19 protein-coding genes are annotated in these 19,012 nt (G+C 64.2%); 9 read left to right on the forward strand and 10 right to left on the reverse strand.

Annotated elements, in window-relative coordinates; genetic code table 11:
* Positions 1-3 precede the first annotated feature (3 nt).
* From G5S42_RS21725 to G5S42_RS21760, 8 genes are all read left to right on the forward strand, one after another.
* On the forward strand, positions 4-1,047 hold the full coding sequence (locus tag G5S42_RS21725; protein WP_176108674.1) for a glycosyltransferase: 1,044 nt from the start codon (positions 4-6) through the stop codon (positions 1,045-1,047).
* The gene (locus G5S42_RS21730) at positions 1,044-1,973 is read left to right on the forward strand and encodes a formyltransferase (protein ID WP_176108675.1); all 930 of its coding nucleotides are present in this window, start codon (positions 1,044-1,046) and stop codon (positions 1,971-1,973) included. The genes G5S42_RS21725 and G5S42_RS21730 overlap by 4 nt, the downstream gene beginning before the upstream one ends.
* Positions 1,970-3,016, forward strand: a complete 1,047-nt coding sequence (locus G5S42_RS21735; RefSeq protein WP_176108676.1) for a bifunctional UDP-4-keto-pentose/UDP-xylose synthase — start codon at positions 1,970-1,972, stop codon at positions 3,014-3,016. The genes G5S42_RS21730 and G5S42_RS21735 overlap by 4 nt, the downstream gene beginning before the upstream one ends.
* Positions 3,017-3,026: 10 nt before the next feature.
* Complete coding sequence (locus G5S42_RS21740; protein WP_176108677.1) at positions 3,027-3,920, forward strand: polysaccharide deacetylase family protein; 894 nt, start codon at positions 3,027-3,029, stop codon at positions 3,918-3,920.
* A gap of 205 nt (positions 3,921-4,125) precedes the next feature.
* The gene (locus tag G5S42_RS21745; protein WP_176108678.1) at positions 4,126-4,587 is read left to right on the forward strand and encodes a peroxiredoxin; all 462 of its coding nucleotides are present in this window, start codon (positions 4,126-4,128) and stop codon (positions 4,585-4,587) included.
* A gap of 355 nt (positions 4,588-4,942) precedes the next feature.
* Positions 4,943-6,781: a PhoH family protein gene (locus G5S42_RS21750; RefSeq protein ID WP_176108679.1), complete on the forward strand. Its 1,839-nt coding sequence runs from the start codon at positions 4,943-4,945 to the stop codon at positions 6,779-6,781.
* A 212-nt stretch (positions 6,782-6,993) separates the two neighbouring features.
* Positions 6,994-8,079: a C40 family peptidase gene (locus G5S42_RS21755; protein ID WP_176108680.1), complete on the forward strand. Its 1,086-nt coding sequence runs from the start codon at positions 6,994-6,996 to the stop codon at positions 8,077-8,079.
* Positions 8,080-8,130: 51 nt separating this feature from the next.
* Positions 8,131-8,937, forward strand: a complete 807-nt coding sequence (locus G5S42_RS21760) for an SDR family NAD(P)-dependent oxidoreductase (protein WP_176108681.1) — start codon at positions 8,131-8,133, stop codon at positions 8,935-8,937.
* A gap of 167 nt (positions 8,938-9,104) precedes the next feature.
* On the opposite strand, the gene G5S42_RS21765 is transcribed toward G5S42_RS21760, so the two are convergent.
* The 10 genes from G5S42_RS21765 to G5S42_RS21810 form a co-directional block, all read right to left on the reverse strand.
* Positions 9,105-10,115: an inorganic phosphate transporter gene (locus G5S42_RS21765; protein ID WP_176108682.1), complete on the reverse strand. Its 1,011-nt coding sequence runs from the start codon at positions 10,113-10,115 to the stop codon at positions 9,105-9,107.
* Positions 10,115-10,741 (reverse strand): DUF47 domain-containing protein, encoded by a 627-nt coding sequence (locus G5S42_RS21770; protein WP_013089315.1) that lies wholly within the window; start codon positions 10,739-10,741, stop codon positions 10,115-10,117. Before G5S42_RS21770 ends, G5S42_RS21765 begins: the two co-directional genes overlap by 1 nt.
* A gap of 115 nt (positions 10,742-10,856) precedes the next feature.
* Complete coding sequence (locus tag G5S42_RS21775; RefSeq protein WP_176108683.1) at positions 10,857-12,245, reverse strand: replicative DNA helicase; 1,389 nt, start codon at positions 12,243-12,245, stop codon at positions 10,857-10,859.
* 166 nt (positions 12,246-12,411) lie between these two features.
* Complete coding sequence (rplI, locus tag G5S42_RS21780; protein ID WP_013089313.1) at positions 12,412-12,864, reverse strand: 50S ribosomal protein L9; 453 nt, start codon at positions 12,862-12,864, stop codon at positions 12,412-12,414.
* 27 nt (positions 12,865-12,891) lie between these two features.
* Positions 12,892-13,167 carry a 30S ribosomal protein S18 gene (rpsR, locus tag G5S42_RS21785; RefSeq protein ID WP_008922421.1) on the reverse strand — a complete coding sequence of 92 codons (276 nt, stop codon included), beginning with the start codon at positions 13,165-13,167 and terminating at the stop codon, positions 12,892-12,894.
* A 2-nt stretch (positions 13,168-13,169) separates the two neighbouring features.
* On the reverse strand, positions 13,170-13,469 hold the full coding sequence (gene priB / locus G5S42_RS21790; RefSeq protein WP_176108684.1) for a primosomal replication protein N: 300 nt from the start codon (positions 13,467-13,469) through the stop codon (positions 13,170-13,172).
* 68 nt (positions 13,470-13,537) lie between these two features.
* Positions 13,538-13,912, reverse strand: a complete 375-nt coding sequence (gene rpsF / locus G5S42_RS21795) for a 30S ribosomal protein S6 (protein WP_013089311.1) — start codon at positions 13,910-13,912, stop codon at positions 13,538-13,540.
* Positions 13,913-14,105: 193 nt separating this feature from the next.
* Positions 14,106-15,053, reverse strand: a complete 948-nt coding sequence (locus tag G5S42_RS21800; RefSeq protein ID WP_176108685.1) for an anti-sigma factor family protein — start codon at positions 15,051-15,053, stop codon at positions 14,106-14,108.
* On the reverse strand, positions 15,043-15,933 hold the full coding sequence (locus tag G5S42_RS21805) for an RNA polymerase sigma factor (protein ID WP_176108686.1): 891 nt from the start codon (positions 15,931-15,933) through the stop codon (positions 15,043-15,045). Before G5S42_RS21805 ends, G5S42_RS21800 begins: the two co-directional genes overlap by 11 nt.
* A gap of 183 nt (positions 15,934-16,116) precedes the next feature.
* Entirely contained in the window at positions 16,117-17,031 is a 915-nt protein-coding gene (locus G5S42_RS21810) for a LysR family transcriptional regulator (RefSeq protein WP_018432103.1), read from the reverse strand.
* Between the two features lie 171 nt (positions 17,032-17,202).
* Here G5S42_RS21810 and gcl point away from each other — a divergent pair, with 171 nt between their 5' ends.
* Positions 17,203-18,978, forward strand: a complete 1,776-nt coding sequence (gene gcl / locus G5S42_RS21815) for a glyoxylate carboligase (RefSeq protein ID WP_176108687.1) — start codon at positions 17,203-17,205, stop codon at positions 18,976-18,978.
* The last annotated feature ends 34 nt before the right edge of the window (positions 18,979-19,012 follow it).

Consider the following 19,012-nt stretch of genomic DNA (forward strand, 5'->3'; position numbering starts at 1 on the left):
GACATGACTTATTCGGAACATCGCGCCGTCGCACCGGAAGTGTCGATCATCATTCCGGTGTACAACGAGGAAGCCGGACTGGCCGCGCTGTTCGCGCGCCTCTATCCGGCGCTCGATGCGCTCGGCACCGGTTATGAAGTGATCTTCATCAACGACGGCAGCCGCGACAAATCCGCGGCGCTGCTCGCCGGGCAGTTCCGCGCGCGGCCCGACACGACGCGCGTGATCCTGCTGAACGGCAACTACGGCCAGCACATGGCTATTCTCGCGGGCTTCGAGCAGTCGCGCGGCGACATCGTAATCACGCTCGACGCCGACCTGCAGAATCCGCCCGAGGAAATCGGCAAGCTCGTCGCGAAGATGCGCGAGGGCTTCGACTACGTGGGCACGATCCGTCGGCAGCGTCAGGACAGCCTGTGGCGCCGCAAGGCGTCGCGCGCGATGAATCATCTGCGCGAGCGCATCACGCGCATCAAGATGACCGACCAGGGCTGCATGCTGCGCGCGTACAGCCGTCACATCATCGATACGATCAACCGCTGCGGCGAAATCAACACGTTCATCCCCGCGCTCGCGTACACGTTCGCGCAGAATCCGGTGGAAGTCGAGGTCGCGCACGAAGAACGCTTCGCCGGTGAGTCGAAGTACTCGCTGTACTCGCTGATCCGCCTGAATTTCGACCTCGTCACCGGCTTCTCGGTGGTGCCGTTGCAATGGCTGTCGTTCATCGGCGTGATCCTGTCGCTAGGCTCCGCGGCGCTGTTCGTCCTGCTGCTGATTCGGCGCTTCATCATCGGCGCGGAAGTTCAAGGTGTGTTTACGCTGTTCGCTATCACCTTCTTCCTGCTCGGCGTGATCATCTTCGCGCTCGGCCTGCTCGGTGAATACATCGGCCGGATCTATCAGCAGGTGCGTGCGCGGCCGCGTTATCTGGTGCAGACCATTCTCGAAGAACGCGACGGCGGCGCCGTCGCCGAAACGCCGCGTCAGACCGTCGCGCAAGGCGTGCAGCCGGTGCCGGTCGCCGATCAGGGACACCAGCCATGAAGCCGCGCGCCGTCGTATTCGCGTATCACAACGTCGGCGTGCGCTGCCTGCAGGTGCTGCTGGCGCGCGGCGTCGACGTCGCGCTCGTCGTCACGCACGAAGACAACCCGAGCGAGAACATCTGGTTCGGCAGCGTGGCATCGGTGGCGGCCGAGCACGGCATCGCCGTCGTCACACCGGCCGATCCGAAGAGCCCGGAACTGCGCGCCGCGGTGAGCGCCGCGCGGCCGGACTTCATCTTCTCGTTCTACTACCGCCACATGCTGCCGCCCGATCTGCTCGCGATCGCCGCACGGGGCGCTTACAACATGCACGGCTCGCTGCTGCCGAAGTATCGCGGCCGCGTGCCGACCAACTGGGCGGTGCTCAACGGCGAGAGCGAAACCGGCGCGACGCTGCACGAAATGGCCGCAAAACCCGACGCCGGCGCGATCATTGCGCAAACACCGGTGCCGATCCTGCCCGACGACACCGCTGCGCAGGTCTTCGATAAGGTCACGGTCGCCGCGGAGCAAACGCTCTGGCGCGTGCTGCCGGCGCTGCTCGCGGGCGAGGCGCCGCATCTGCCGAACGATCTCGCGCACGGCAGCTACTACGGCGGGCGCAAACCGGAAGACGGCCGCATCGACTGGAGCCAGTCCGCGCAGCAGGTCTACAACCTGATCCGCGCGGTCGCACCGCCGTATCCGGGCGCTTTCACGGATCTGAACGGCCATCGTTTCATCGTCGCACGCGCGCGTCTGGCCGTGCCCGGCGCGCTCCGCTCGGATTTGCCCCCGGGCCTGCACGTAAGCGATAATGCCGTTTTCGCAATTTGCGGCGACGGCCGCGCAATCAACATCCGCGAATTGCGGCACCAGCATGATGGCGGCGAGACTGCCGTCAGTCCGGCGAAATTCGCCCAGCTCATCCAATCTCATTCATGAAAAAAGTCCTGATTCTGGGTGTGAATGGCTTTATCGGCCATCACCTGTCCAAACGCATTCTCGAAACGACCGACTGGGAAGTGTTCGGGATGGACATGCAGACCGAACGTCTCGGCGACCTCGTCAATCATGAGCGGATGCACTTCTTCGAAGGCGACATCACGATCAACAAGGAGTGGGTCGAATATCACATCAAGAAGTGCGATGTGATCCTGCCGCTCGTCGCGATCGCCACGCCCGCAACCTATGTGAAGCAGCCGCTGCGCGTGTTCGAACTCGACTTCGAAGCGAACCTGCCGATCGTGCGTTCGGCCGTCAAGTACGGCAAGCACCTCGTGTTTCCGTCGACCTCCGAGGTCTACGGCATGTGCACGGACGAGCAGTTCGATCCGGAAGAATCGCAGCTGTCGTACGGCCCGATCAACAAGCCGCGCTGGATCTACGCGTGCTCGAAGCAGCTGATGGACCGCGTGATCTGGGGTTACGGCATGGAAGGCCTGAACTTCACGCTGTTCCGTCCGTTCAACTGGATTGGCCCGGGCCTCGACTCGATCTACACGCCGAAGGAAGGTAGCTCGCGCGTGGTCACGCAGTTCCTCGGCCACATCGTGCGCGGCGAGAACATCAGCCTCGTCGACGGCGGCGCGCAAAAGCGCGCATTCACGGATATCGACGACGGCATCAGCGCGCTGATGAAGATCATCGAGAACAAGAACGGCGTCGCCACCGGCAAGATCTACAACATCGGCAATCCGACCAACAACTTCTCGGTGCGCGAGCTCGCGCACAAGATGCTGGCACTTGCGGCCGAATTCCCCGAATACGCGGACTCGGCCAAGAAAGTGCAACTGGTCGAAACGTCGTCGGGCGCGTACTACGGCAACGGCTATCAGGACGTGCAGAACCGCGTGCCGAAGATCGACAACACGAAGCAGGAACTCGGCTGGGCACCCACGTCGACTTTCGACGAAGCGCTGCGCAAGATTTTCGAAGCGTATCGCGGCCACGTCGCGGACGCCCGCGCACTCGTCGAACAGCAATAAGGGCGCATCCTTGGCTCGCATCGTCCTGAAGATCGACGTCGACACGCTGCGCGGCACCCGCGAAGGCGTGCCGAATCTCGCGCGCATCTTCGACCGTTTCAAGGCGCGCGCCACCTTCCTGTTCAGCCTCGGGCCCGACCACACCGGTTGGGCGATGCGCCGCGTGCTGCGGCCGGGTTTTCTGAAGAAGGTGTCGCGCACGTCGGTGGTCGAGCATTACGGCGTCAAACAGCTGATGTACGGCGTGCTGCTGCCCGGTCCGGACATCGGCGCGAGGGCGGCGGCCGAGATGCGCGCGATCCACGAAGCCGGCTTCGAGTGCGGCATCCATACCTGGGATCACGTGTACTGGCAGGACAACGTGCGCGCCAAAGATCGCGCGTGGACCGTCGCGCAAATGCAGCAGAGCCACGCGCGCTTCATCGAGGTATTCGGCACGCCGCCCGTCACGCACGGCGCGGCGGGCTGGCAGATGAACGGCCACGCGTTCGAGCAGATCGACGCGTGGGGCATGCACTACGCGTCTGATGGTCGCGGCCACTCGCCTTATCTGCCGGTGGTCGACGGCAGGACGCTCAGGCACGTGCAGATGCCGACCACGCTGCCGACGCTCGACGAAGTGCTCGGTGTCGATGGTGTCGACACGCACAACGTCGCCGCGTGGATGCTGAAACAAACCGAAAAAAATCCGCACGACCAGGTGTTCACGCTGCACGCGGAACTCGAAGGACAGAAGCTCGCGCCGGTATTCGAACAGTTGCTCGAAGGCTGGCGCGCGCAGGGCCACACGTTCGCCACGATGGGCGATTACTACGCCACGCTAGACCGCGACACGCTGCCATCGTACCCTGTTACGTGGGGCGAGATTCCGGGGCGCTCCGGCGAACTGATCGTCCAGCCCTGAAGGGCCGCGGCGCGGTGCGAAAGTCGTCGTCGGCAAGCACGCCGCTTGCTGCCTGCCCGTTCACCGCGTGGCCTGCCGATCGGGCAGCCGCAAGGCAACCGCAAGGCCGCACGCCGACCGAATCCCCGAACAACAACAACCTCGACGACAGACCGGCCGACGCCGCGGCACCTAGCGACGCCGACCCCAACCACCGGAGAACCTCGTGTCCATCGCAGTCGACCAACCCATCCCCGACTTCACCGCCGCCGCGACGGGCGGCGAAATCACGCTGTCAAAGCTGCGGGGCAAGAAGGTGGTGCTGTATTTCTATCCGAAGGACAACACGCCGGGCTGCACGACCGAAGGTCTGCAGTTCCGCGATCTGTATCCGAAGTTCAAGAAGGCCGGCGCGGAAGTGATCGGCGTGTCGCGCGACAGCTTGCGTTCGCATGACAACTTCAAGGCCAAGCTCGAACTGCCCTTCCCGCTGATTTCCGATCCGGAAGAAACGCTGTGCACCCTCTTCGCCGTCATCAAAATGAAGAAAATGTATGGCAAAGAGGTACGGGGAATCGAGCGCTCCACGTTCCTCATCGACGCCGCTGGCGTGCTGCGCCAGGAGTGGCGCGGCGTCAAGGTGCCGGGCCACGTCGCCGAAATTCTGGAGGCTGTACAAGCGCTTTGATGCGCGTTATATTGGGCCGCAATGAGTGCCTGTCCACCCCATATTTTTCTCCGCTGCGCCAGCTCTGACGGCCGCTTGACCGGGTCCACCGGTGCCGTTCCGAGCGTGAGGCGCAATGCGAGCATCATCGTCGAGCCGCTAGCCCCGAATACCGGGGCGGCGGCTTTTTTAATTGCGCGCGACCGCTCGTTCACTGGTTCGCGCGCTTCCGTCAAGGAGCCTATCGAAGACCAGGCGAACCGGCATCTCTAGACCGAATGCGCGCCTCCTCGCGCAGACTGGGTGCCCCATGAAGGCATCGTCAGAATGCGACGGGCGGCGCACGATATGCGACCCGATCATTTCGAGGGAAACCATGCCTTTGCCTACTCCCCCCAGCAAGCTCGGCAATCTTTTGTCGCCTGACGAATACAAGGCCAAAGCCGTCACGCCCGCGCGCTCCACTGCGAAAAAACAGGCGCGTGAAGGGGAATCCGCAGAGTCGGCCGATTACGGCCGCGCCAATGTTGCCACCCCGATGGCGCACGCCGCCAACGCCGCCACCACGTTGTGGCCCGTGCCCGCCGTCGAATCGCCGCCCGCCGCGCAACCCGCGCCGGCGCGTGGCCGCAAGACCAAACAGACCGCCGCCCTGTTGCAGCCGGTTCCATCCGGGCGCTCGCAGCTCGGGGACGACGAGGCCGCAGCGCAGCCGGTCGTCGCACGCGCGAAGCACCCCACGGCCGAAACAGCCGCCGCACCCGCCGCGGCGACCCCGGCCGCCACCCGCAAGAAACGCGGCACCAGCGCCGCGCCAGTCGAGGTGCAGAAGCTTTTCGTGCTCGACACCAACGTGCTGATGCACGATCCGAGCTGCCTGTTCCGTTTCGAGGAGCACGACGTCTATCTGCCGATGATGACGTTGGAAGAGCTCGACAACCACAAGAAGGGGATGTCGGAAGTCGCGCGCAACGCGCGTCAGGTGAGCCGCACGCTCGACGCGCTCGTCGCGAACGCGGGCGACATCACCGGCGGCATTTCGCTCGCGCGGCTGGGCAGCCGCGAGGCATCCGGACGCCTGTTCTTCCAGACCCGGCTGACCGCGATCGAGCCCGTCGAAGGGCTGCCCGAAGGCAAGGCCGACAACCAGATCCTCGGCGTCGTGCGCGCGCTGCAGCGCGATCGCGCGGATCGCCAGGTCGTGCTGGTGTCGAAAGACATCAACATGCGCATCAAGGCGCATGCGCTCGGCCTGCCCGCCGAAGATTACTTCAACGACCAGGTGCTCGAGGACAGCGACCTGCTGTACACGGGCATCCGCGCGCTGCCGCAAGACTTCTGGACCCGGCACGCGAAGGGCATGGAAAGCTGGCAGGACACCAAAACCGGCACCACGTACTACCGTGTGACGGGTCCGCTGTGCGCTTCGATGCTGGTCAACGAGTTCGTTTATCTGGAGCCGCAAAACGGCGAGCCCGCGTTTCATGCGTTGGTGCGCGAGCTGAACGGCAAGACCGCGTTGCTGCAAACGCTGCGTGACTATGGCCACCACAAGAACAACGTGTGGGGCATCACGGCGCGCAATCGCGAGCAGAATTTCGCGCTGAACCTGCTGATGAATCCGGAAATCGACTTCGTCACGCTGCTCGGCCAGGCCGGCACCGGCAAGACGCTGGTCGCGCTCGCGGCGGGCCTCGCGCAGGTGCTCGACGACAAGCGCTACAACGAGATCATCGTGACGCGCGCGACGGTGCCGGTCGGTGAAGACATCGGCTTCCTGCCGGGCACTGAAGAGGAAAAGATGCAGCCGTGGATGGGCGCGTTCGACGACAACCTCGAAGTGCTGCAAAAAACCGACGACGCCGCCGGCGAATGGGGCCGCGCCGCGACCCAGGAGCTGATCCGTTCGCGCCTGAAGATCAAGAGCATGAACTTCATGCGCGGCCGGACGTTCGTCGACAAGTATCTGATCATCGACGAGGCGCAGAACCTGACGCCGAAGCAGATGAAGACGCTCGTCACGCGCGCGGGTCCGGGCACGAAGATCATCTGCCTCGGCAACATCGCGCAGATCGACACGCCTTACCTGACCGAGGGCAGTTCGGGCCTGACCTATGTGGTCGATCGCTTCAAGGGCTGGGCGCACAGCGGACACGTGACGCTCGCGCGCGGCGAGCGCTCGCGCCTCGCTGACTACGCGTCGGAGATTCTCTAGGCGTTCGGAGGTCCCTTTCCGGCTTTTCATCGCAAGCCGCGTCCGGTTCGTTCCGGGCGCGGCTTTTTTATTGCGCCGACGTTCTCCGCAGGCAACACTTAGCGCACAAACTTCAAGTAATTTATCAACAATTCTTGCGGCAGCCTTGCTGGGCGGCTACCATCCCGACATCGTCAGTGAGTAAATGGGCGCTTACCGCCCGTGCCGTCTTCATGCGCCGACTCGCCCTATCGCTGCTGCCCGTCCTGCTGCTCGCCGCCTGCGCCGGCGCGCCGCAGAAGAGCTCGCGCGGGTCTGGCGGCACCGTCGTCGCGAACGGCGCCTATCACGCGCCGCCGCCCGGCTTCCCCCATTTCGTCGATCACAGCATCGGCCGCGAGGAAATCTCGATTCAGGCGATGAGCCTCGTCGGCGTGCCCTACCGCTGGGGCGGCAACACGCCCGACAGCGGCTTCGACTGCAGCGGGCTCGTGCGCTACGTGGTGCTGCGCGCGGCGTCGGTGAACCTGCCGCGCACGACTGCCGAGATGAGCGGGCGCGGCGAATCCGTCGAGCCCGAGGAAATCGCGCCCGGCGATCTGATCTTTTTCAATACGACGGGACGCGCGCATTCACACGTCGGCATCTACGTAGGCAAACTGCGCTTCGTCAACGCACCATCGACTGGCGGCACGGTGCGGCTCGACTATCTGACCAATCCCTACTGGGCGAAGCGTTTCGACGGCATCCGCCGGATGGCGGGACCGGCCGCGACGCCCGCGCCATTCGATACGCCGAGCTATCAGGCGGCGGCGCCGCAGACGGAGCGCGCTGCCGCGGGCGCCGCGGCGACGGTGGCGATTCGGCCAGCATCGACCTCTACCGGCGCGATCCCCGCGACCGGTGCAGGTGGCAGCACGCCCGTCGCGCAAACCGATCAATTCGAGCCGCCGCCGTCGGGCCTCAGCGACGCGCAACTGCAGGCGCGCTCGGCGGGCGCCGTGGCACCGCCGCTGGTCCCGGCGGCTCAGACACGCATGTACGAAAGCGGTGCTCCTTCACCCGCTCAACCGATGCAGACCGCCACGACTGCCCGCGTCCTCCCGCCAACCGCAACCGACGCGATCGACGCCGCCGCCGATGCATTCGAACCACCGCCGCCCGCTTCCATCGCGGAACGCCAGGCCCGTCAGGCACAGCCGACCGACGGCGCTGGCGCCGTGCAGCTGATGCGCGCGTCGACTGCTTCCCACGGCGCGCCCGCACCCACGCAAAGCAGCGACGACCCGATCGCCCGTTTCGCGAACGGCAACTTCTGAGGCCGTGATCTGCTATCGTCATCGATATTCTTTCGACGGCGGGTAACGACCATGGAACTCGGACTCAAAAATAAGGTGGTGCTCATTACCGGCGGCAGCAAAGGCATCGGTTTCGCCTGCGCGCGGGCCTTCGCGCAGGAAGGCGCGAAGGTCGCGATCGTGTCGCGCGACCCCGCCAACCTCGCGCGCGCCTACGAGCAACTGAAACAGGAAGGATTCCACGTGCATCGCACGCGTGCCGACCTGCACGAACCGCATAGTGCCGCCGATATCGTCGAAGAAGTCAGCGCCGCGGTAGGCCCGATCGACGTGCTGATCAATAGCGCCGGCGCCGCGCGCCGGTACGACCCCGAGACACTCGATGCCGACGCATTTCGCGCGACGATGGAGGCGAAGTATTTTCCGTATATCTATCCGCAGCAGGAAGTGCTGCGCCGTATGGCCCAGCGCGCAAAGGCCAACGGCGGCGCCGAGCCGGGCACGATCGTCAATATCATCGGCATGGGCGGCAAGGTCGCGAGCGACATCCATATCGCGGGCGGCGCGGCCAACGCGGCGCTGATGCTCGCAACCGTTGGCCTCGCGCACTACTACGCGCGCTATGGCATCCGCATCAACGCGATCAATCCGGGTGCGACGCTGACCGAGCGGGTCGAGGAAGCGGTCCAGCTGGAGGCGGCGCAGCAAGGCATCGGCAACGAGGAGGCGCTCGCGCGCGGCCAGGCCCGGATGCCGCTCGGCCGCTACGCAAAGCCTGAGGAAATTGCCGACGTGGCGCTGTTCCTCGCGAGCCGCCGTGCAAGCTATGTGACGGGCGCGATCATCCCGATGGACGGCGCAAACGCACCGCTGATCTGAACGGAAAGAGCGACGCGACGGCCTTCAGGACGGCGCAATTGCGCTTTCAATCGAACTTGTGCAGGGAAACCGATGCGATGCAACGGGCGGCATCAAGCCGAAGCCCGCGCGTGCTGTTTAGCCAAACTCAGCCAAATCGAGAAGCGCAGGCCTGCATCGCAAGGTGATTACAGGAAGTGGTGACCCAGCCACCATGCTCCGCCGGACAGCAGCGCGGACGCCGGGATGGTCAGAATCCACGCCCACACGATGTTACCGGCGACGCCCCAGCGCACCGCGCTCAACTTCTGTGTCGCGCCGACCCCGACGATCGCGCCGGTGATCGTATGCGTGGTGGAGACGGGGATACCGAGCGCCGACGCGGTGAACAGCGTGAGCGCTCCGCCCGCCTCCGCACAGAAGCCGCCGACCGGCTTCAGCTTCGTGATTTTCTGCCCCATCGTGCGCACGATTCGCCAGCCGCCGAACAGCGTGCCGAGACCCATTGACAGATAGCAGCCGCCAATCACCCACAGCGGCGGCGCATTCGCCTTCATCGACGCAAAGCCGGTTGCGATCAGCAGCATCCAGATGATGCCGATGGTCTTCTGCGCGTCGTTGCCACCGTGACCAAGGCTGTACAGGCCAGCGGAAAGCAGTTGCAGACGGCGGAAGCGCCGGTCGACCTTGCTCGGCGGCGTGCGGAAGTACAGCCACGACACCAGCAGCATGAAGAGCGAGCCGAGCACGAAGCCCAGCAGCGGCGAAACGAAGATGAACGCGACGGTCTTCATCAGACCGTCCCAGTTCAGCGCCCCCCAGCCCGACTTGGCGAGCGCCGCGCCCACGAGCCCGCCGATCAGCGCGTGCGACGAACTGGACGGAATGCCGTAGACCCAGGTGATCACGTTCCACGCGATCGCGCCGGCCAGCGCGCCGAAGATCACGTAGTGATCGACGATGTCCGGATCGATCGTGCCCTTGCCGACGGTTGCGGCCACCTTCAGGTGAAACACGAAATACGCGATGACGTTGAACGCCGCCGCGAACGCCACCGCCTGCTGCGGCTTCAGCACGCCGGTCGATACGACCGTGGCGATCGAATTCGCCGCGTCGTGAAAGCCGTTCATGAAGTCGAACACCAGCGCAATGGCAACCAGGCCGGTTACGACCCAGATAGCGAGTTGTATCGATTGCATTATGCGTTTTCCAGCACGATGCCTTCGATGATGTTCGCCACATCCTCACACTTGTCCGTGATCGTTTCGAGCAGCTCGTAGATCGCCTTCAGCTTGATCAGGACCTTGACGTCGTCTTCCTCGCGGAACAGCTTCGACATCGCCGCGCGCAGCACGCGGTCGGCTTCCGATTCGAGCCGGTCGATTTCCTCGCAGGCCTTCAGGATCTGGCGCGCCTGCTTCATGTCCGACAGCAGGCTGACCGCGAACTGCACGCGCTCGCAGGTCGCCGTGCAGATATGCGCGAGCTGGCTCGCCTCCGACGTGACCGCTTGCACGTCGTACAGCGAGATCGCGGTGGCGACGTCCTCCATCAGGTCGAGGATGTCGTCCATCGTCGTGATCAGCTTGTGGATCTCGTCACGGTCGAGCGGCGTGATGAAAGTCTTATGCAGAAGGTCGATGGCTTCGTGCGTGAGCTTGTCGGCCGCTTTCTCGGCCTTTTGCACGTTTTGCTTGTGGATTTCGGCGTCCTGCAGATTGTCGATCAGGAGCTCGAGTTCGCGGCTTGCCGAGATGATGCACGTTGCGTGCGAATTGAAGATTTCAAAGAACTTGCCCTCGGTGGGCATGAATCGACCGAACATTGGGATCCTGGAAATGGGTCACGTAATGGCTGACATAAAACCGCCATATTGTACCGTTCCGCCATCATTGCCGCACTCGCTACAGCGCCGTTACAACAGCCCAAGGCGCGTCGCGTCACTCGCCGCCGTAGAAGTTCTGCGCACCCGCAAAATTGTCGAATTTCGTGTATTGACCATGGAACGTGAGGCGAACCGGGCCGATCGGGCCATTCCGCTGCTTGCCGATGATGATCTCCGCGGTGCCCTTGTCGGGGCTGTCCGGGTTGTACACTTCGTCGCGGTAGATGAACAGGATCACGTCGGCGTCCTGTTCGATAGCGCCCGATTCGCGCAGGTCCGACATGATCGGCCGTTTGTTCGGCCGCTGCTCGAGGCCGCGATTCAGCTGCGACAATGCGATCACCGGCACGTCGAGCTCCTTCGCGAGGCCCTTCAGCGAACGCGAGATTTCCGAGATTTCGGTCGCGCGGTTTTCGCCCGCCGACGAGCCGCTCATCAGTTGCAGATAGTCGATGATGATCAGCCCGAGCTTGCCGCACTGGCGCGACAGCCGGCGCGCGCGCGAGCGCAGTTCCATCGGGTTCAGACCGCCGGTTTCGTCGATGAAGATCTGTGCCTCGCTCATTTTCTGCACCGCGTGCGTGAGCTTCGGCCAATCCTCGTCGGTCAGACGCCCGGTACGCATGCGATGCTGATCGAGCCGGCCGACCGAGCCGAGCATACGCATCGTGAGCTGCGTGCCCGGCATTTCCATCGAGAACACCGCGACGGGCAGTCCGTACTCGACCGCGACGTACTCGCCGATGTTCATCGAAAACGCCGTCTTACCCATCGACGGACGGCCCGCGACGATGATCAACTCGCCGCCGTGCATGCCCGAGGTCATGCGGTCCAGATCGACGAAGCCGGTTGGCGTGCCGGTCACGTCGCTCGGATTGGCGGTGTGATAGAGCGTATCGATCCGTTCGACCACCTGGGTCAGCAGCGGCCCGATCTCGAGAAAGCCCTGGGTGCCGCGCGCGCCGTCTTCGGCGATCGAAAACACCTTCGATTCCGCTTCGTCCAGCAATTGCCGGACTTCCTTGCCTTGAGGGTTGAACGCGTCGGCGGAGATTTCATCGGCGACCGACACAAGCCGGCGCAGCACCGCGCGGTCGCGCACGATTTCCGCGTAGCGGCGGATATTGGCCGCGCTCGGCGTGTTCTGCGCGAGCGCGTTCAGGTAAGCGAGGCCACCGACCTCTTCCGCCTTGCCCGAAGTGCCGAGCGCTTCGTAGACGGTGACCACGTCGGCCGGACGCGTGGCCGCGATCAGCTTGCCGATGTGCTCGAAGATGATGCGGTGGTCGTAACGGTAGAAGTCGCTCTGCGCGAGGAAGTCGGCAATGCGGTCCCATGCCGCGTTGTCGAGCAGCAAGCCGCCCAGCACCGATTGCTCGGCTTCGATCGAATGCGGGGGGACTTTCAGCGACTCGAGTTGGGGATCTTTGGACGGTGCGTTCATGGGGAGGAATTATCGGGCAATCCGACGACGGCTGCGAGCGGAAAAAACGCCAACTCGGGGATACTCGACGGATAGTCGGGCACAAAAAAAGCAGGGGCCGGTTACCCGGCCCCTGCCCTTCACCAGCGAAGTGCTGGCTGATCCTGCGTAACGCTCAGCGGTCGACTTAGACGTGCTCGCCGATCACCGCCACCGTCACATCGACGAGAACGTCGGTGTGCAGCGAAACTTGAACCGGGTGCTCACCAACCATCTTCAGCGGGCCTTCCGGCAGACGCACTTGCGCCTTTTCCACCGCGAAGCCTTGCTTGCCCAGTGCTTCAGCGATGTCGGCATTCGTCACCGAACCGAACAGACGGCCGTCGACGCCAGCCTTCTGATTGATCTGAACCGTCTGGCCTGCCAGCTTTTCGCCTTGAGCCTGAGCGGCTGCCAGCTTTTCAGCGGCGACCTTTTCGAGTTCTGCGCGGCGTACTTCGAATTCAGCCAGGGCTTCTTTCGTTGCACGGCGAGCTTGCTTGTTCGGGATCAGGAAGTTACGTGCGTAACCGTCCTTGACCTTCACGATGTCGCCCAGGTTACCCAGATTGACGACTTTTTCCAGAAGAATGATTTGCATTCGGATGCTCCTTATCGCGTCGTCGGGTTAAGCCTTGTGCTGGTCGGTGTACGGCATCAGCGCGAGGAAACGCGCGCGCTTGATAGCCGTGTCCAGCTGGCGTTGATAGTGCGCCTTGGTACCCGTGAGACGTGCCGGCGTGATCTTGCCGTTCTCGCCGATGAAGTCCTTCAGCGTTTCGATGTCTTTGTAGTCGATGTACTCGACGCCAGCGGCCGTGAAACGGCAGAACTTCTTGCGCTTGAAGAGCGGGTTCTGTTGCTGACGACGCTTGTCGAATTTCTTACCAGTCGGGCGGGGCATGATTAGTCCTTTCCAATGTCCTGCAATGCTGTGATGTGAAATACCAGAGTTCGCGCGTTTCGGTGCTTTTTAGCCAGAAAACCTGTGAAGAGCGTTTCGACGCCCATCTGACAGTTTTCTAGCTTGCCGCTCGCTTCGCCCGCGGCGACCGCCTGCATGGTCAGTTCGACCTGACGGGCAATGCCCGCCTCGACGACTTCCGTGCGGTGGTGCAACGTGCAGCTTGCAATCGGAACGCCGGCGGGCGTGTACCGCACCGCTTCGCGTTCGACGACGCTCGCCGTGAGTTGCAGCCGGTTCATGTACTTGAGATGCCTTCGTGTACGTGAGCGGAGCGACGCTGCGCGTCTGGTAGCTTAAATAGTGTGACTTAAGCCTGCGCTTCGGTCGGCTGAGCGGCTGCCGACTTCTTGGCTTCTTCGCGCTGCACTTCCTTCATCATCGGCGACGGGCCGGTTTCGGCCTTCTTCATCTTGACGATCAGGTGACGCAGAACGGCGTCGTTGAACTTGAACGCGTGTTCCAGCTCGTCGAGCGTGGTCTGGTCGCATTCGATGTTCATGCAGACGTAGTGAGCCTTCGCGAGTTTCTCGATCATGTAGGCCAGTTGGCGACGGCCCCAGTCTTCGACGCGGTGGATCTGACCACCGTGCGACGTGATCGTGCTCTTGTAACGCTCGATCATGGCGGGCACTTGCTCGCTTTGATCGGGATGCACGATAAAGACGATTTCGTAATGACGCATTACACACTCCTTGTGCTGACTTTTGGATAGAAGCCGCCCGGGCGTCGGAACCGGTGCGGCAAGTGAGAAGCCCGAAAGTGTAACCCGATTGGGGACGGGTTGCAAGGCACTCCGCTGATTCGGCCGTGGAATCGGATGTGTTTTCAAGAGCTTAGGGGTTGCAGAACCGGGAAATTCGGGCAGCGGCAGCCCCTCAACCCGCTTCCGTGCGTTGACTGCCGCTCTGCAAGCGCGCTCTGAGCGCCGCTTCGAAGCCCGTGAGCGCATTGGGCGCGGCGTCCGTGATCGCCCACCAGGTCATGCCCGCCGCGTCCCAGTGCGCGATCGAATAGCCGTCGTGACCGAGCGCCGCCGGCGCTGCGCCCTCCGCCGTGGACTGCGGAAACACGTACACGTCGATCACGTGCTTGCCGTAGCGGTACACGAGCACCGCGACCCGCTGATGCGCGAGGTAGTCGAGCCGGCCGCCCTGAAGCGCGAAGCCGGCCGCCGCGAGGTCCTCGACCGGCGGCGAATAGTCGAGCCGGCCGTTGAACCACGGCTTCACGGTGTGACGGTCCGTCGAAATCACGTCGATGTCGCGGCCGGAGACCTGCGCGCGCACATGGCTTTCGACGAGTTCGTCGGTGAACGGCGAGGATTCGGCCGGACGATGCAGCGTCAGCGTCAGGACCGCGGCGGCCGCGCACAACGCGATCACCAGTGCCGCAAGACCGCCGTGCGCGGCCGCGCGGTTTGCACCGCCCGCGCCGAGCGGGCCGCCGAAGCCCCCGAGCCATCCGTCGAGCCACGCGGGCCACCACGCCCCGCGACGCTGACGCCGAGGTTGCTGCGTCACCGGTTGCGTCATCCCGGCGGCGGACTTCTTCGGTAGATCGTCGGGCGCCGCCGTCGCGGCCGACACCGCGGCCCCTTCGTCGACGACGCCGGGCAAGCCCGCCACGATCCGCGCCCGCAACGACTGCGGCGCCCGATGATACGGCGCCGCGCGCAGCGCGCCGCTCAGCGCGCGCACGTTGTCGCTCGCGCGCCGGCAATCGTCGCAGCTCTCGATATGCTGCTGGACCCGGCGCGCATCGGGCGCCGGCAATTCGTGATCGGCATTCGCATCGAGGAGCGGCCGTGCTTCGTTACAGTCCATCCGGCGTCTCCTGAGCGGGGTCGGCGGCAGCGCCGGGAATGTTGAGGGGCCGGCCGTCGGCAAACGCCCGGAGCTGTGTCACTGTTGCGGTGGCGGGCATGCCCGCCGACGATGCCGGGCGACCGTCGCCGGAACTTTTTGCCGGCTGGGCGCAGGGGGCGGCGGGCGCGGTGGCCGCCGACCTCGCGAGTCGCCCGGACTGCGCGTCCCGATCCGACGGCGCCTCCTGCCGGCCACCCTGCCCGCCTTTACGCCCCTTGCCAACCGGCTCCCCTCCGCCTCGCTGCTGCGCCATCAACACCTCCGCCAGCTTGCGCCGCCCACGCGCGAGCCGCGACATCACCGTACCGATCGGCACATCGGCCACCACCGCGATCTCCCGATATCCCATCTCTTCGAGCTCACGCAAGATCAGCACCTCGCGATACTCGACCGGCAAACGCGCCAGCGCATCGTGCACCAGTCGCACATCCTCGTCGCGGATCAGCAGTGTCTGCGGATCGTCACCGCCTGCGCTCCAGCCGTCGAGGGTCGCGTCGTCCATCGTTTCGTCGAATTCGAGCATGTCGTGTGACGGCGCGCGCCGCCGCCATTCCGTGTACCAGGTCCGGCGCACGATCGCGAGCAGCCACGGCCGTGCGGAGTCGCCGCGAAACGTATCGAAGAAGCGGAACGCGCGCATGAACGCTTCCTGCACGACGTCCTCGGCATCGTTCGGATTGCCGCACAGCCAGCGCGCGAGGTTGTACGCGGCGTCCAGATGCGGCAACGCCAGCTGCTGGAAGCGGCGGCTTTTCGCGGCATCGGAATCGGCATCGGCGGCGGGGCGGGCACTTGGCTCGCCCCGCGCGCGGGCGGCGTCTGAATCGGTCTGGACCACGTGGGTCCCTCCAAGGGCATGGCGGCTGCGTCGTGCGGGTCGCTGCTGTCGAGCGCGCCGCGTGGTGTGCTGACGTGTCTTTCACAGCAGAACTGGCCATAGACCCAGTTTATTCCCGACTTCCGCCAGCAATCGCCAAAAGTTCGGGCTCGCCCGCGCGCCTCTCGCCAACTGATACGCCCGCTAGTACGACGGCCGGTTCCAGTAGTCGTCGCTTGCGTACACGTCTTTCAGATAGTCGATGAAATAGCGCACCCGCGCCGGCACGTAGCGCTGCTGCGGATAGACCGCGAGGATGTCGTAATCGGGCAGCGCATACTCGTCGAGGACGGTTTCGAGCTCACCGCGCGCGAGCTGCTGCTGGATTTCCCATGTCGAGCGCCAGCCCAGTCCGAGCCCTTCCGAAACCCAGCGATGCAGCAGTTCGCCATCGTTGCAGTCGAGGGAGCCCCCCACCCGCACCGTCGCGAGCTTGCCGTTGCGGCGAAAATACCAGCCGCGGTTCTGGCCGCCTTGCAGATTGAACGCGAGGCAGTTGTGGGCCGGCAGATCCTCGAGCGTCTTCGGCTTGCCGTGACGACGGAAATACTCGGGCGTACCGCACACCACGCGCCGGTTCGACGCGAGCTTCACCGCGACGAAGTTCGGATCGACCGTGCCGCCGATGCGAATCGACAGGTCGTAGCCCTCGCGCACCAGATCGACGACCCGGTCGGTCAGATTGAACGACATCTGCAACCCGGGTTTGTCGCGTAAAAATGCGGGCGCGAGCGGCGCGACATGCTTGCGGCCGAACGCGGCCGGCGCCGACACGATCAGATGGCCATTCACCGCGCGGCGCCCCGCGCTCAGTTCATTTTCCGCCTGATCCCACTCGCTGAGGAGCCCGCGGCAGCGTTCGAGAAACGCCGCGCCGTCCTCGCTGACCACCAGCCGCCGCGTCGTGCGATACATCAGCTTCACGCCGAGGCGCTTCTCCAGCGCGTCGATGCGCCGCCCGAGAATCACCGGCGACACGCCCTCCTCCAGCGCCGCCGCCGCGAGACTGCCCGCATCGGCGACCCGCACGAAGGTTTCGATCTGTTTGAAGCGGTCCATGCTCGTCTCCCACCTGTCTCTTGCCGGGCTGATGCCGGCCGTGCGCCGGTCGTCACGCCATTCCATACTTTTTGTTTCGGAATAAGCGACCCGGACTGATCTTATCAAACCTTTGGCGCAGGCCTACAGTGTCCCTCAACCGACGTAATTACCGACATTGAGGAGACATCCATGGCCAAGATGAGAGCCGTCGACGCCGCCGTTCTGGTGCTCGAAAAAGAAGGCATCGATACCGCGTTCGGCGTGCCGGGCGCCGCGATCAACCCGTTCTACTCGGCGATGCGCAAAGCCGGCGGCATCAGTCACGTGCTCGCGCGTCACGTCGAGGGCGCGTCGCACATGGCCGAGGGCTATACGCGTGCCCAGCCGGGCAACATCGGCGTGTGCATCGGCACGTCGGGCCCCGCGGGCACCGACATGATCACCGGTCTGTACTCCGCCCAGGCCGACTCGATTCCTATTCTGGCTATCACAGGCCAGGCGCCGCGCGCGCGTCTGTACAAGGAAGACTTCCAGGCCGTCGATATCGAAGCGATTGCGAAGCCCGTCACCAAGTGGGCCGTGACCGTGCGCGAGCCGGCCCTTGTGCCGCGGGTGTTCCAGCAGGCGTTCCATCTGATGCGCTCGGGCCGTCCGGGTCCTGTGCTGGTCGATCTGCCGATCGACGTGCAGCTCGCCGAAATCGAATTCGATATCGACACGTACGAACCGCTGCCCGTCTACAAGCCGAAGGCGACCCGCAAGCAGATCGAAGCGGCGCTGACGCTGCTCAACGATGCCGACAAGCCGTTGATCGTATCGGGCGGCGGCGTGTTGAACGCGGTGGCCGAAGACCTGCTCGTGAAGTTCGCCGAAACGGTCGGCGTGCCGGTGATCCCGACGCTGATGTCGTGGGGCGCGATTCCGGACGACCATCCGCTGATGGCCGGCATGGTCGGTCTGCAGACCTCGCATCGCTATGGCAACGCGACGATGCTCGCATCCGACTTCGTGCTCGGCATCGGCAACCGCTGGGCCAACCGTCACACCGGCAGCGTCGATGTGTATACGAAGGGCCGCAAGTTCGTGCACGTCGATATCGAACCGACGCAGATCGGCCGCGTGTTCGGCCCGGATCTCGGCATCGTGTCGGACGCGAAGGCCGCGCTCGAACTGTTCGTCGAAGTCGCCGGCGAATGGAAGGCCGCGGGCAAGCTGAAGGATCGCAGCGCGTGGGTTGCCGATTGCCAGCAACGCAAGCGCACGATGCTGCGCAAGACGCACTTCGACAACGTGCCGATGAAGCCGCAGCGCGTCTATGAAGAGATGAATCAGGTGTTCGGCCGCGACACCTGCTACGTGAGCACGATCGGCTTGTCGCAGATTGCCGCCGCGCAATTCCTGCACGTGTACAAGGCACGCAACTGGATCAACTGCGGCCAGGCCGGCCCGCTCGGCTGGACGATTCCGGCGGCGCTCGGCGTGCGCGCGGCCGATCCGCAACGGCCGATCGTCGCGCTGTCCGGCGACTACGACTTCCAGTTCATGATCGAAGAGCTCGCGGCGGGCGCGCAATTCAAGCTGCCGTACGTGCACGTCGTCGTGAACAACTCGTATCTCGGGCTGATCCGCCAGGCACAGCGCGCTTTCGAAATGGACTACTGCGTGCAGCTCGGCTTCGAAAACATCAACTCGCCGGAGACCAACGGCTATGGCGTCGATCACGTCGCGGTCGCCGAAGGTCTCGGTTGCAAGGCGATTCGCGTGTTCAAGCCGGAAGAGCTGAAGCCGGCGCTGCAAAAAGCGCAGTCGATGCTCGTCGAGTTCAACGTGCCGGTGATCGTCGAAGTGATTCTCGAACGCGTGACCAACATCTCGATGGGCACCGAGATCGACGCGATCAACGAGTTCGAGGAACTCGCTGAAAAGCGCGAGGACGCGCCGACCGCGATCAGCCTGCTCGATTGAGCGTCGCGCGTTCGAAGTACCCGAGGCATTCAGC

This window comes from Paraburkholderia youngii, from assembly GCF_013366925.1.
GTDB classification, from domain to species: Bacteria; Pseudomonadota; Gammaproteobacteria; order Burkholderiales; family Burkholderiaceae; genus Paraburkholderia; species Paraburkholderia youngii.